Here is a 12,619-nt window from a genome sequence, read left to right on the forward strand (position 1 = left end):
CCGGGCCGCCGTCGCCCGGGCCGCCGCGGAGGCCGCCGCGCAGGACACGGCTCAGGACACCGCGCAGGACACGGCTCCGGACAACGGTGCGGGAGGCCGCACCGGCCGCTGAGGGGTCTCGAGGTGCGCCGGGTGCCCTGCGCCGGCCGGCGCCCCGGGGCCGGGGACGCGGACGGGCCCCGCCCCCCGGCGAGGGGGGACGGGGCCCGGAGGCGGTGCCGCGGGGGGTCAGCCGCGCACGGTGGGCGCCTCCTGCTCGGCGGGCGCCTGCGGGTGCCCGGCGAGCTCCTCCACCCGGTGCTCGGCCTCCTCCAGCCCGCGCTGGTGGGGCACCACGAGGGTGACCAGCGCACCGAGCAGGGCCACGCCGGCGAAGACGTAGAACGCCTGGGGGCCGCCGAAGCCGGCCGCGGCGAGCCAGCCGCCGATGATCGGGCCGAAGATGCCGCCGAACCGGCCCATGCTCGCGCAGAACGCCACGCCGGCGGCCCGGGCGTTGGTGGTGTAGTAGTTCGACTGGAACCCGTAGACCAGGACCTGGGTGCCGATGGTGCCCACGCCGGCCACGGCGATGAAGAGGAACAGCAGCGGCAGCGGGAAGCTGAAGGTCATCAGGACCAGGGCGATCGCGGCCAGCGCGAAGGTCGTGGCGATCATCCGCTGCGGGCCGGTGCGGTCCGCGAGGCGGGAGGCCAGCAGACCGCCGACCAGGGCGGAGCCGTTGAGCACGAGGACGAAGTAGAGCGGGCTGATGCTGTGGCCGTAGCCGTTCATGATGACGGCGAGCCAGGTGTTCAGTCCGTAGGTGAGCAGCAGGCCGCAGAAGGACATGAAGCCCAGCAGGATCGAGGCCAGGGCGAACTGCCTGGAGAACACGGCCGCGTAGCCGGTCCTGCGCGGTGCGGCCCCCACCGTCTGGATGACCTGCTCCTCGATCAGCGGGACGCCGGTCCGGAGGGCGACGGCCTCGGCCCGCTCGGTCTCGCCGCGGGTGAGCAGCCAGCGCGGGGACTCGGGGAGCTTCCACAGCATGAGCGGGACGAGCAGGAGGAGGGGGAGGGCCCCGATCATGAAGAGCCCGCGCCAGCTCAGGTCGGCGAGGAAGGCGATGCCCACGAGGGCGGCGAAGACGCCGCCGGCGGGGATGCCGGAGTAGACGATGCCGTTGTAGAACTGGCGGCGGCCGGCGGGGGCGAACTCGGCCATGGTGGCGCCGGCGGTGGCGATCACGAGGCCGAGGCCGATGCCGGTGAGGAAGCGCATCGCGCCGAAGGCCAGCACGCTGGTGGTGAGCGCGGTGACGAACATGCCCACGGAGAACCAGGCGACACCGGTGATCAGCAGCCGGCGGCGGCCGAAGAAGTCGCCGATGGCCCCGCAGACGAGCGAGCCGATGAGCACGCCGATGAGGGCGTAGGAGCCCACCAGGCCGGCGACGGCCGGCTCCAGGGTCCCGATCTGGGTGGGGTCGGCGAGCAGGCCCGGCAGGACCACGCCGTAGATGACGAGGTCGTAGCCGTCGAAGAGCAGGGCGAGGCAGATGATGAACGCCACGAAGCGGGCGGTCCTCTGCTCGAGCAGCGGGTTCTCCGCGATGATGGTGTGTGGTTGGGTCATGTTCCCCGGGACCTCTCTGGGCAGCGCGTGGACAAGGCAGGAAGCGGGGGAGACCGGCGGTGCGTCCCCTGGCTGCGTCCAGCCTGGCAGAGCTGTGATCCGGGTCATATGAGGCAAAGACCCAGGGATCCACCAGGGGGTGATTCACATGTCTGAGGTATTGATGTCCTCGATCGGGTCTGTTGCGGATATGAGTCCGGGCCCGTCGTCCGCAGACGACGGGCCCGGACCGCGCCGGGTCACTGCTCCGGGGCCTGCACCTGCGTGGGGTTGAGCACGCGGGAGAGGAACGCCTGGGTGCGGGGCTCGCGGGGGTGGCGGATCACCTCGGCGGCGGGGCCCTCCTCGACGACCACCCCGCCGTCCATGAACACCACCTTGTCGGCGACGTCGCGGGCGAACTCCATCTCGTGGGTGACCACGAGCATGGTCATGCCCTCGGCGGCGAGGTTGCGCATGATGGCCAGGACGTCGCCCACCGTCTCGGGGTCGAGGGCGGAGGTCGGCTCGTCGAAGAGCATGAGGGACGGGTCCATCGACAGGGCCCGGGCGATCGCCACGCGCTGCTGCTGCCCGCCGGAGAGCTGGTCGGGGTAGTTGTCCGCCTTCTCGGCCAGGCCCACGCGCTCCAGGTTGCCGCGGGCGATCCGCTCGGCCTCGGCGCGGTCCCGCTTGAGCACCTTGAGCTGGGCCACGGTGCAGTTCTCGAGCACGTTCAGGTGCGGGAACAGGTTGAACTGCTGGAAGACCATGCCCACGTGCCGGCGCATCCGGTCGACGTCGGCCTCGGAGTCGGTGACCTCGAAGTCGCCGATCGTGATCCGCCCCTGCTGGGGGGTCTCGAGCAGGTTGACGCAGCGCAGCAGCGTGGACTTGCCGGAGCCGGAGGGGCCGATGAGGCAGACCACCTGGCCGGCGCCGACGCTGAGGGAGATGCCCTTGAGGACCTCGAGGGAGCCGTAGGACTTGTGCAGGCCCTCGACGACGACGGAGGCCGCGTCCGCGAGGCCGTCGGCGCCGCCGGGCCCGGACCGGGGAGTGGGGGAGGATGCAGTGCTCACAGTCAGGCTCCTAGGACTTCTTCATGCGGTCGGTCTTGGACTCGAAGCGGCGGGTCAGGATGCCCAGGGGCACCGTGATGATGAGGTAGCAGACACCCGCCACCACCAGCGGCGTGAGCCCCGCCCCGGCACCGGAGATGGCCTCGCGGCCGTACTTGGTGAGCTCGTACTGGCCCACGCCCATGCCCAGCAGGTAGACCAGCGACGAGTCCTTGGTCAGCAGGATCACCTCGTTGGTCAGCGGGGGCAGCACGATCCGCAGCGCCTGCGGGATGACGATCGTGACCATGGCCCGGGCGTGGGACATGCCCAGGGAGCGCGCGGCCTCGTACTGGCCCTTCGGCACGGCCTGCAGACCCGCCCGCAGGGACTCCGCGATGTAGGCGGCGGCCACGAGGCCCAGGGCGATCATCACCGTGACGTAGTGGTTGAAGCGGAAGCCGAAGGCCAGCGGGATGCCGTAGCCGAAGGCGAGGAAGACCAGCAGGGCGGGCACGCCGCGGAAGAACTCGATGTAGATCGTGGCCAGCCACCGGTAGGGCGCCACGGACGAGAGCTTCATGAGCGCGAGCACCACACCGCCGGTGAGGCCGACCACGAAGCCGAGGAGCGTGTAGATGAGCGTGTTCTTCAGCGCGACCACGATGATGCCGGGGAACTGCTGGGCCGCGATGGCCGGGTTGAACACCTTCTCGACCAGCAGCGGCCAGTCGGCGACCGCAATGAGGGCGAGGACGACGAGGATCAGGACGGCGTACTGGACGCCGCGGGAGAGCCGTGCTCTCTGGTGCATGGTCATGGCCATGGGTTGGTCCGTTCTGGGTGGTACGGGTGGGACGGTGACGGGGCCGGCGTCCCGGGTGCGGGTCGCCGGCCCCGGGTCAGTTCTCCTGGACGGGGATCCACGTCTCGACGATCTTCTCGAGCGTGCCGTCCTCCTCGATGCGGTCCAGGGTGGCGTCGACCGCGCCGAGCATCGCCTCGTCGCCCTTCGCCACGGCCACGCCGAGCTGGTCGTCGAGGTCGGCGGTCTCCTGCACCACGAAGTCCGGGTCGTCCTGGGCGTGCTGGGCGATCGCCGTGACGTCGTCGAGCACCGCGTCCACGCTCCCGGTGCTGAGCCCGGTGAACAGCGTGGTGGCGTCCTCGAACTGGACGGCGTTGAGGCCGAGCTCCCGGGCCTGGGTCTCGCCGACCGTGCCCTGCATGACCCCGACCCGCACCTGCTCCTCGCGGGCGGCGTCGATGGAGTCGACCCCGTCCTCCCCGTCGGTCACGAGGCCGACCTCGTTGTCGTAGTAGGGGTCGGAGAAGTCCATTACCGTCCGCCGCTCCTCGGTGATGGACAGGGCGGAGATCGCGACGTCGCACTGGTCGGTCTCGAGGGCCGCGCCGGACTGGATCGACTCGAAGGCGAGCGTGACGTTCTTCATCTCCACGCCGAGGTCCTCGGCGATCTCCCGGCCGAGGTCCATGTCGAGGCCGACCATCTCGCCGCCCTCCTCCATCTCGAACGGCGGGTAGTTGGACTCCGAGCACACGGTGAGGAACCCGGGCTCCACCAGGGCCACGGCCGAGGACGCGGTGGCCCCCGCGGTCTCCCCGCCGCCGTCCGCGGCCTCCCCGGAGGGGCTCTCGGACGTGCAGGCGGTCAGGGCGAGGGCGGCGATCGCGGACAGCGCCGCCAGCGCGTGCGCGCGGGACGGGCGGGTCGTCGGACGGGGCATGCGGGGTTCCTCCGGTGGGAGCAGTGGTCGTCGGCGCGGACGGGCCGGGCGCGGGGCCGGCCCTGCGGGGCGGTGGCCCCGCGCGTGTTCGGGCACCAGGATACGGTGCGAGCCCGGCTCCGGCTCAGCCGGCGGACAGGCCCGGGGCGGGCACGAGGCGCTCCGGGGCCCCGCCGGCCCGCTGCCCCAGGGCCTGGAGCATCGGCCGCAGCTTCGCCCAGGTCTCGGCCAGCTCGGACTCGGGGTCGGAGGCGGCCACGATGCCGCACCCGGCGTAGAGCCGCACCGTGCGCTCGTCCTCCTGCACCGCCCCGCGCAGGGCGATGCCCCAGTCCCCGTTGCCGGCCGCGTCGAGCCAGCCGACGGGGCCCGCGTAGAGTCCCCGGTCCATCTGCTCGAGCTCCGGGATGGCGGCGGCGGCCACCGCCGTGGGCGTCCCGCACACCGCGGCGGTGGGGTGCAGGGCCTCGGCGAGCTCGAGGGAGGACGGCGGGTCCCCGGCCGGGCCCGGGCGCAGCGCGGCGGTGACGTCCGAGGCGAGGTGCCACACGTTGGGCAGCTCGAGGATGAACGGCTCCGGGGAGGTCGTGACGGCGTCGGTGTAGGGGGCCAGCGACGCCTCGAGGGAGTCGATCGCGAACCCGTGCTCGTGCTGCTGCTTCTCGGACTCGCCGAGCACCCGCGCGGCGTACTCGTGCGGGTCCTCGTCCGGGGGCGCGGCGTCCCGGTCCAGGGTGCCGGCGAGGACCCGGGCGTGGGCCACGCCGTCGAGGACCCGCACCAGCATCTCGGGGGTGGCCCCCATGAGCCGGCCCGCGCCCGCGGGGTCCCCGCCGAGGCCTACGCAGTACGTCCAGCACTGCTCGTAGCGCCGGGCGAGGTCCCGCACCACGGCCACGGCATCGAGCGGGGCGTCCGTGCGCGCCACGACGTCCCGGGCCAGGACCAGCTTCTCCATCCGGCCGGAGCGGATGCGCTCGACGCCCTCGCGCACCGCCTCCGTCCACTCGTGCTCGCCCAGGGCCCCGGAGGACAGCCGGACCACGGCCGGCGCCGCGGGCGGCCCGCTCGCGGCGGGCGGGCGCCCGGGGGCGGAGCCGATCCGGCGCAGCCAGGCGGCCGCGACGTCGTCGGCGCCAAGCGCGAAGGGGGTCCCGGGGACCACGGCCACCACGAGGGTCGCCCACGCGACGTCGCCCCGGCGGCCCACGAGCAGCTCCGGGACCACGAGCCCGGAGTCCACGGCGGAGGCGGTCGCGAACGTGAACGCGCCGAAGGCGGCCAGCCCGGTCCCGGGCACTCCCACGCGGTCCTCGATCACGGCCGCGCCGACCAGGTCGTCCCACCACACGCGGGCCGCCGTGAACCGGTCCGCGCCGCGCACCGTGTGCTCGGCGGCCCGGCCCCAGGCCACGAGTCCGCGCCCGTCCACCGTCCAGGTGAGCAGCTCCGGTCCGGCGAGCAGGTCCCGCAGGTCCGGGGCGGCCGCGGGGTCCGCGCCCAGCGCGGACAGCGGCACCGTCAGGGCGTGCAGCACGGGGACCGGCGGGGCGGCTGCGGGGTCGGCGGCGGGGGCGGTGGGAGACATCGCCCCCCAGTCTAGGCCGACCGCCGGACAGCCCCCGGTCCCGCTCCCGCGGGCGGGGCCGCCGGGAGGGCGTCCGGGGCGGGCGCCGGGGGAGGGGCCCGGGCGGGGGCGTCGGAGCGAGGTGCGACAATGACCGGGTGAACCGAGCAGACCTGTCCAAGCAGCCGCACGAAGTCTCCGCCATGTTCGACGACGTGGCGCCCCGCTACGACCTCGTCAACGACATCCTCTCGCTGGGGCGGACCCGCGGCTGGCGCAGGGTCGTCGCGGAGGCCGTCGGCGCCGTCCCGGGGGAGAAGGTCCTCGACCTCGCCGCCGGGACCGGGACCTCGTCCGAGCCGTACGCGGACGCAGGCGTCGACGTCGTGGCCGCGGACCTCTCGCTCGGGATGCTCGAGGTGGGCCGCGCCCGCCGCCCGGACATCGAGTTCGTGCAGGCCGACGCCACCCGGCTGCCGTTCGCGGACGCGTCCTTCGACGCCGTGACCATCTCCTTCGGGCTGCGCAACATCCAGGACTACCGCCGCGCGCTCGCCGAGATGCTGCGGGTCGCCCGGCCGGGCGGGCGGCTCGTGATCTGCGAGTTCTCGACCCCCACGGCCGCCCCGCTGCGCACCGTCTACACGGAGTACCTCATGAAGGCGCTGCCGGGGATCGCCGCGCGCGCGGCGTCCAACCCGGAGGCCTACCGGTACCTCGCGGAGTCCATCGCGGCGTGGCCGGACCAGGAGGACCTCGCCGCCGAGATCCTCGCGGCCGGCTGGACCGGCGTGCAGTACCGCAACCTCACCGGCGGCATCGTGGCCGTGCACCGGGCCGTCAAGCCCGCCGCGGACGCCCCCGCCCGATGAGGGCCCTCGTCCTCGGCGGCGGCCCTGCCGGCGCCACGGCCGGGTACTGGCTCGCGGCGCACGGGATCGAGGTCACCGTCCTGGAGAAGACCGCGTTCCCGCGGGAGAAGGTCTGCGGCGACGGGCTGACCCCGCGCGCCGTGCGCGAGATGCGGCTCATGGGCCTCCCGCACGGGCCCGAGCTCGGCTACGCCCGCAACCGGGGGCTGCGGCTCGTGGCCCGCGAGCGCAGCGTCGAGGTGCCGTGGCCCGAGCTGAGCGACTTCCCGCCCTACGGGCTCGTGCGCACCCGGCTGGGCTTCGACGAGCACCTGGCCGGGCACGCCCGCGCCGCCGGGGCCCGGGTGCTCGAGCGCCGGGCCGTGACCGGGGTGCTCCGCGACGGCTCCGGCCGGGTCGTCGGCGCCCGCGCCAACGTCCTCGACGCCGCCGGGCGGCGCACCGGCGAGACCGAGGAGCACCGGGCGGACGTCGTGCTCGCGGCCGACGGCAACTCCTCCCGCACCGCGGTGTCCGCCGGGCTGCACAAGCGGGACGACCGCCCGATGGGGGTGGCGGTGCGCGCCTACTTCGAGTCCCCGCGCTCGGACCTGGACTGGATGGAGGGCTGGCTCGAGCTCACCGACGGCACCGACCCGCAGCGGGCGCTGCTGCCGGGCTACGGCTGGGTCTTCGGCGTCGGGGACGGCACCGCCAACGTGGGACTCGGGATCCTGGACACCTCCCCGGCGTTCGGGGCCCTGGACTACCGGAAGGTGCTCGCGGACTGGACCGCGTCCATGCCCGCCGAGTGGACGTTCGACGAGGAGCACCGCCGCGGCCGCGTGCTCGGCGCGGCCCTGCCGATGGCCTTCAACCGCACGCCGCACCACGTCCCGGGGATGCTGCTGCTGGGCGACGCCGCGGGCCTCGTCTCCCCGTTCAACGGGGAGGGCATCTCCAACGCGATGGAGTCCGCCCGCTACGCCGCCGAGCACGTCGTGGCGGCCGCGGCCGCCAACGGCCCCGCCCAGCGGGAGCTCGTGCTCGCCGGCTACCCCGACCGGGTCCGGCAGGAGTGGGGCGCGCACTTCACCCAGGGCCGGGTCCTGGCCCAGCTCATCGGCAGCCCCGCCGTGATGAAGGCGGCCGTGCGCACCGGCATGGCCGTGCCCGCGCTGATGCGCTTCGTGGTCCGGGTCATGACGGAGCTCTCCGACCGCCCCGCCGCCACGTGGGAGGACCGGGTGGTCTCCCTCCTGGACGCCCTGACGCCCGCGACCGGCAACACCCGCCCCCCGAAAACTCGCTAGAGTGGTGGACCGTGACTGAATCCTCCTCCCCGAGCGCCGACGGCCCCGCCGCAGGTCCCGGCACCGATCAGGTGAGGCTGCCCGCCGGCTTCGACCTCATCGCGTCCGACGACCGGCTGGGCCCGGTCGTGCTCGGGTCGCTGGCCCGGATCGAGGAGCGGCTCGACGAGGCGGTGCGCAGCGCCGACCACCTGGCCGACGTCACCTCCCGCCACCTGCTCCAGGCCGGGGGCAAGCGCGTGCGGCCCCTGCTGACCGTGCTGGCCGGGGAGATCGGCGGCGGCATCAACGACGCCGTCCTCGAGTCCGCGGCCGTCGTGGAGCTCACGCACCTGGCGACCCTCTACCACGACGACGTCATGGACTCCGCGCCGCTGCGCCGCGGCGTCGCGACCGCGCAGACCGTGTGGGGCAACTCGGTGGCCATCCTCACCGGCGACCTCATCTTCGCCCGCGCCTCCTCGATGGTCTCCGAGCTCGGCCAGCGGGCCCTCAAGATCCAGGCGGACACGTTCGAGCGGCTCGTGCTCGGCCAGCTGCACGAGACGGTCGGCCCCCGCGAGGGGCAGGACCCGCTGGAGCACTACCTCGACGTCCTCTCGGGCAAGACCGGCTCCCTCATCGCGGCGTGCGGACACTTCGGCGCGGTCCTGGCCGGGGCCGACCAGGACGTCGTGGACGTCATGGTCGAGTACGGGGAGAAGGTCGGCATCGCCTTCCAGCTCGCCGACGACGTGATCGACGTGACCGGCGAGGACGAGGTCTCCGGGAAGTCCCCCGGCACCGACCTGCGCGAGGGGGTGCCCACCCTGCCGGTGCTCATCCTGCGCCGGATGGCGGGGGAGGGCGACGCCGACGCGGTGCGCGCCCTCGAGCACCTCGACTCCGACCTCACCTCGGACGAGGCCCTGGCCCGGGCGGTGACCGCGGTCTCGGAGCACCGGGCCACCGAGGAGGCGTGGCGGATCGCCCGGCAGTGGGCCGACGAGGCCATCGCGTCCCTGGAGCCGCTGCCGGACACGGTGGCCAAGCGCGCGCTCGTGGCGTTCGCGCACGCCGTCGTCCACCGCGAGGCCTGAGCGAGCTCCGCACCGTACGTCACGGGCCGTGGCGCCAGGTGTGGTTCCCGCGGTCCCACGGGCTAGCCTGTAGCCGTCCGCAGACCACTTCCCGCACCCGAGGACGACCATGACCCCTCAGTCCCCACCCGGCCGTGCCGCCGCGCCACGCGAGGCGTTCTCCAGCCGCACCGTCTTCATCCTGGCCGCGATCGGCTCCGCCGTCGGCCTCGGCAACATCTGGCGCTTCCCCTACATCGCCTACGAGAACGGCGGCGGGGCGTTCCTGATCCCCTACCTCGTCGCGCTGCTGACGGCCGGTCTGCCGCTGCTGATGCTCGAGTACGGCATCGGCCACCGCTTCCGCGCCTCGGCGCCGCTGGCCTACCGCCGCCTGCACCCCAAGACCGAGTGGATCGGCTGGTGGCAGATGGGCATCAGCTTCGTGATCGCCGTGTACTACGCCGTCATCCTCGGCTGGGCGATGCTGTACACCTACTTCTCGTTCGGCAAGGCCTGGGGGGACGACCCCGCCGCGTTCTTCCTCTCGGACGTCCTGCAGACCTCCGAGGAGGTCGGCGTGGGCCTCGACTTCGTCCCCAACGTGCTGGCCGTCACGGCCGTCGCGTGGATCGCGCTGCTCGTGGTGCTGCTGCTGGGCGTGCAGAAGGGCATCGGCCGGGTCAACCTCGTGCTCATCCCGCTGCTCGTGCTGATGTTCCTCACCATCGTGGTCATCGCCCTGACGCTGCCGGGCGCCACCGACGGCCTCAACGCCTTCTTCACCCCGGACTGGGCGGCGCTCACCGACAGCGCCGTGTGGGTCGCCGCCTACGGTCAGATCTTCTTCTCGCTCTCGGTCGGCTTCGGCATCATGATCACCTACTCCTCCTACCTCAAGCCCAAGACGGACCTCACCGGCTCGGGGCTCGTGGTCGGCTTCGGCAACTCCAGCTTCGAGATCCTCGCCGGCATCGGCGTCTTCGCGGCGCTGGGCTTCATGGCCGGGGTCTCCGGCGTGGGCGTGGACGAGGTCGCCACCTCGGGCATCGGCCTCGCGTTCATCGCGTTCCCGACGATCATCTCCCAGGCGCCGCTCGGCACGCTCATCGGCGTGCTCTTCTTCGCGACCCTCACCTTCGCGGGCTTCACGTCGCTCGTGTCGATCGTCGAGGTCGTCGTGGCGGCCGCCCAGGACAAGCTCGGCCTGCGCCGGCGCACCGCCGTGGTGGCCGTCGTGGTGCCCATGGCGCTGATCTCCCTGGCCCTGTTCACGACCACCACGGGGCTGAACCTGCTCGACGTCACGGACAACTTCGTCAACCAGTTCGGCATCGTCGCCGCGGCGCTGGTGTCCATCATGCTGCTCACGGCCGGCTTCTCCGCGCTGCCCACCCTGCGGGACCACCTGAACTCGGTGTCCTCCTTCAAGCTGGGCCGCACCTGGATGGTCGTGGTCGGCGGGATCACCCCGATCATGCTGGGCTACATCCTCATCAACACGCTCACCACCACCCTGGCGGAGGGCTACGGCGAGATGCCCGCGTGGTTCGTCAACACGTTCGGCTGGGGCACGGCGCTCGCGATCGTCGTCGTCGCGCTGCTGCTCTCCCGGCTGCCGTGGCCGGCCGGCTCGGCGGCCTCGGACCTCAGCCCGTCCCCGGCGATCGTCGACGCCTCCGTGGACCGGCGCCGGCTGCAGGGCGGCCAGCCGCTCTCGCGCTGGTCGGACACCGCCCTGCGCACGCCGGCCCTCGACCAGGACTTCTCCTACCGCACCCTCGCCGAGGGCACGGCCGGGTCCACGGGCCGGCACGCGGAGGCCCCCGCCGAGGGGACCGGCGCGGCGCCCTGGAGCTCCGGCACCCCGTCCAGCACCACCGGATCCCAGGAGGACCCCCGATGACCACTCCCGCCATCATCATGCTCATCGTGGCCGTGTGCACGGTGTGGGGCGGCTTCATCGCCGCCGTCCTGCACCTGCGGCGCACCCCGGAGGTGGACGAGAACGACCAGGGCTTCGGCGGCGACGACTACGTCCGCACCACCTGACCCCGTCCCGGACCCTCGGGACCAGCAGGAGGGCCCCCGGCGCCGCGCGGCGCCGGGGGCCCTCCTGCACGTGGTGCTCAGGCGCGGCGCGCCCGCGGGGCGCGCACCGCGTCCAGCACGAGCAGCAGCACCGCGAGCCATACGAAGCAGAAGCTGACCCAGCGCTCCAGGGGCATCTGCTCGCCGAACACGAGCACGGCCAGCAGGAACTGCCCGATGGGCGCCACGTACTGGATCATGCCCACGGTGCTCAGCGGCAGGCGGGTCGCGGCGACCCCGAACAGGATCAGCGGCACGGCCGTGATCACGCCCGAGGACAGCATCAGCAGGAGGTGGCCCGTGCCCTCGCTGCCCAGGGTCAGCCGGCCGTCCGCCCCGAGCAGCGCCACGACGATCGCGGCCACCGGGGTCAGCGCCATCGTCTCCACGGTCAAGGTCACGATCGCCGGGTAGGACCCGCCCATCCGGTTCTTCACGAGGCCGTAGAAGCCGAAGGAGAAGGCCAGGCCCAGCGAGAGCCACGGCACCCGCCCGTAGAAGACGGCCATGACCACGACCGCCACGAACCCGATGCCCACGGCCGTCCACTGCAGGGCCCGCATCCGCTCCCGCAGCACCAGCACGCCGAGCAGGATGGCCACGAGGGGGTTGATGAAGTAGCCGAGGGAGGCCTCCAGGGTGTTCCCCGTGGTCGTGGCGACCGTGTAGAGCCACCAGTTGACCCCGATCAGCAGGCCGGCCACGGCCAGGGTCCCGAGAGTGCGCGGAGCGCGCAGCGCCCGGCCCAGGGGGTGCAGCTGCCCGGTGAGCGCCAGCAGCGCCAGGCAGACGACCAGGGAGAAGAGCACGCGCATCGCCACGATCTCCACCGGCGTGGCCGGCTCCAGGGCCACGAAGTACAGCGGGAGCAGGCCCCAGATCCCGTAGGCGGCGAATCCGGAGAGCACACCGGCCCGGGTCCTCGACTGCTCGTCGGGATCCGGGCCGGGTGCGGTGTTGTAGGCGGTCACGCTCGAGGGTACCGCCGGGGGTCAGAGGCCGAAGAATCGGCTGAAGAAGCCCTTCTTCCGCTCGCCCTGCTCCTCCTCGGCGATCTCCTCGCCCTCCACCACGGGCTCCGTCCCGGCGCTGCCCGGGACGCCGGGGCCGGCCACGACCTCGCGCTCGACCTCGCGCTCCACCTGCGGCTCCGCGACGGGCTCCCGGTGCTGCGCGGCGGCGGGCTCGGGCACCTCCTCGCGGGCCGGGCGGACGGGCTCGGGGCCGGGCACCACCGTGGTGCTCACGCGGCCCGGGCGCACCTCCCGGTCCGAGGGCTCCTGGTCGAACGGGAGGTCGGTCTCGGCGGCACCGGCGTGCGCGGCGGCCGGCTC

11 protein-coding genes and 1 pseudogene are annotated in these 12,619 nt (G+C 73.5%); 5 read left to right on the plus strand and 7 right to left on the minus strand.

Annotated elements, in window-relative coordinates; translation table 11 throughout:
* Nucleotides 1-228 precede the first annotated feature (228 nt).
* The 5 genes from CRM73_RS15250 to CRM73_RS15270 all read right to left on the minus strand — a co-directional run bounded on the left by CRM73_RS15250 (nucleotide 229) and on the right by CRM73_RS15270 (nucleotide 5,993).
* Nucleotides 229-1,617, minus strand: coding sequence for an aromatic acid/H+ symport family MFS transporter (locus CRM73_RS15250; RefSeq protein ID WP_017832452.1), 1,389 nt, complete (start codon nucleotides 1,615-1,617; stop codon nucleotides 229-231).
* Between the two features lie 239 nt (nucleotides 1,618-1,856).
* Nucleotides 1,857-2,678 (minus strand): amino acid ABC transporter ATP-binding protein, encoded by an 822-nt coding sequence (locus tag CRM73_RS15255; RefSeq protein ID WP_095651583.1) that lies wholly within the window; start codon nucleotides 2,676-2,678, stop codon nucleotides 1,857-1,859.
* Nucleotides 2,679-2,688: 10 nt separating this feature from the next.
* A complete protein-coding gene (locus CRM73_RS15260; protein WP_035924981.1) occupies nucleotides 2,689-3,483 on the minus strand; it encodes an amino acid ABC transporter permease in 795 nt (264 codons plus the stop codon).
* A gap of 76 nt (nucleotides 3,484-3,559) precedes the next feature.
* Nucleotides 3,560-4,405 carry an ABC transporter substrate-binding protein gene (locus CRM73_RS15265; protein WP_017832449.1) on the minus strand — a complete coding sequence of 282 codons (846 nt, stop codon included), beginning with the start codon at nucleotides 4,403-4,405 and terminating at the stop codon, nucleotides 3,560-3,562.
* A 124-nt stretch (nucleotides 4,406-4,529) separates the two neighbouring features.
* Entirely contained in the window at nucleotides 4,530-5,993 is a 1,464-nt protein-coding gene (locus CRM73_RS15270; RefSeq protein WP_095651584.1) for an isochorismate synthase MenF, read from the minus strand.
* Between the two features lie 137 nt (nucleotides 5,994-6,130).
* Between CRM73_RS15270 and CRM73_RS15275 the strand changes: the two genes are divergently transcribed.
* The 5 genes from CRM73_RS15275 (at nucleotide 6,131) to CRM73_RS15295 (ending at nucleotide 11,246) form a co-directional block, all read left to right on the plus strand.
* Entirely contained in the window at nucleotides 6,131-6,844 is a 714-nt protein-coding gene (locus CRM73_RS15275; RefSeq protein ID WP_081615708.1) for a demethylmenaquinone methyltransferase, read from the plus strand.
* On the plus strand, nucleotides 6,841-8,136 hold the full coding sequence (locus tag CRM73_RS15280; RefSeq protein ID WP_017832446.1) for a geranylgeranyl reductase family protein: 1,296 nt from the start codon (nucleotides 6,841-6,843) through the stop codon (nucleotides 8,134-8,136). Before CRM73_RS15275 ends, CRM73_RS15280 begins: the two co-directional genes overlap by 4 nt.
* An 11-nt stretch (nucleotides 8,137-8,147) precedes the next feature.
* Nucleotides 8,148-9,215 (plus strand): polyprenyl synthetase family protein, encoded by a 1,068-nt coding sequence (locus CRM73_RS15285; protein ID WP_370658549.1) that lies wholly within the window; start codon nucleotides 8,148-8,150, stop codon nucleotides 9,213-9,215.
* Between the two features lie 109 nt (nucleotides 9,216-9,324).
* A complete protein-coding gene (locus CRM73_RS15290) occupies nucleotides 9,325-11,100 on the plus strand; it encodes a sodium-dependent transporter (protein WP_095651586.1) in 1,776 nt (591 codons plus the stop codon).
* Nucleotides 11,097-11,246, plus strand: a complete 150-nt coding sequence (locus CRM73_RS15295; RefSeq protein WP_126350305.1) for a methionine/alanine import family NSS transporter small subunit — start codon at nucleotides 11,097-11,099, stop codon at nucleotides 11,244-11,246. Before CRM73_RS15290 ends, CRM73_RS15295 begins: the two co-directional genes overlap by 4 nt.
* A gap of 77 nt (nucleotides 11,247-11,323) precedes the next feature.
* Here CRM73_RS15295 and rarD read toward each other — a convergent pair whose 3' ends face one another.
* Nucleotides 11,324-12,256, minus strand: a complete 933-nt coding sequence (gene rarD, locus CRM73_RS15300; RefSeq protein ID WP_229588334.1) for an EamA family transporter RarD — start codon at nucleotides 12,254-12,256, stop codon at nucleotides 11,324-11,326.
* A 21-nt stretch (nucleotides 12,257-12,277) separates the two neighbouring features.
* A pseudogene (locus CRM73_RS15305) lies at nucleotides 12,278-12,619 on the minus strand (hypothetical protein); the annotation flags it as partial.

This window comes from Kocuria sp. CCUG 69068 (assembly GCF_020833785.1).
Lineage (GTDB): Bacteria > Actinomycetota > Actinomycetes > Actinomycetales > Micrococcaceae > Kocuria > Kocuria rosea.

Coding starts and splice junctions, on each gene's coding strand:
- CRM73_RS15260 (WP_035924981.1), bottom strand. CDS start 3,483: ATGGCCATGACCATGCACCAGAGAGCACGGCTCTCCCGCGGCGTCCAG.
- CRM73_RS15290 (WP_095651586.1), top strand. CDS start 9,325: ATGACCCCTCAGTCCCCACCCGGCCGTGCCGCCGCGCCACGCGAGGCG.
- CRM73_RS15280 (WP_017832446.1), top strand. CDS start 6,841: ATGAGGGCCCTCGTCCTCGGCGGCGGCCCTGCCGGCGCCACGGCCGGG.
- CRM73_RS15270 (WP_095651584.1), bottom strand. CDS start 5,993: ATGTCTCCCACCGCCCCCGCCGCCGACCCCGCAGCCGCCCCGCCGGTC.
- CRM73_RS15265 (WP_017832449.1), bottom strand. CDS start 4,405: ATGCCCCGTCCGACGACCCGCCCGTCCCGCGCGCACGCGCTGGCGGCG.
- CRM73_RS15295 (WP_126350305.1), top strand. CDS start 11,097: ATGACCACTCCCGCCATCATCATGCTCATCGTGGCCGTGTGCACGGTG.
- CRM73_RS15250 (WP_017832452.1), bottom strand. CDS start 1,617: ATGACCCAACCACACACCATCATCGCGGAGAACCCGCTGCTCGAGCAG.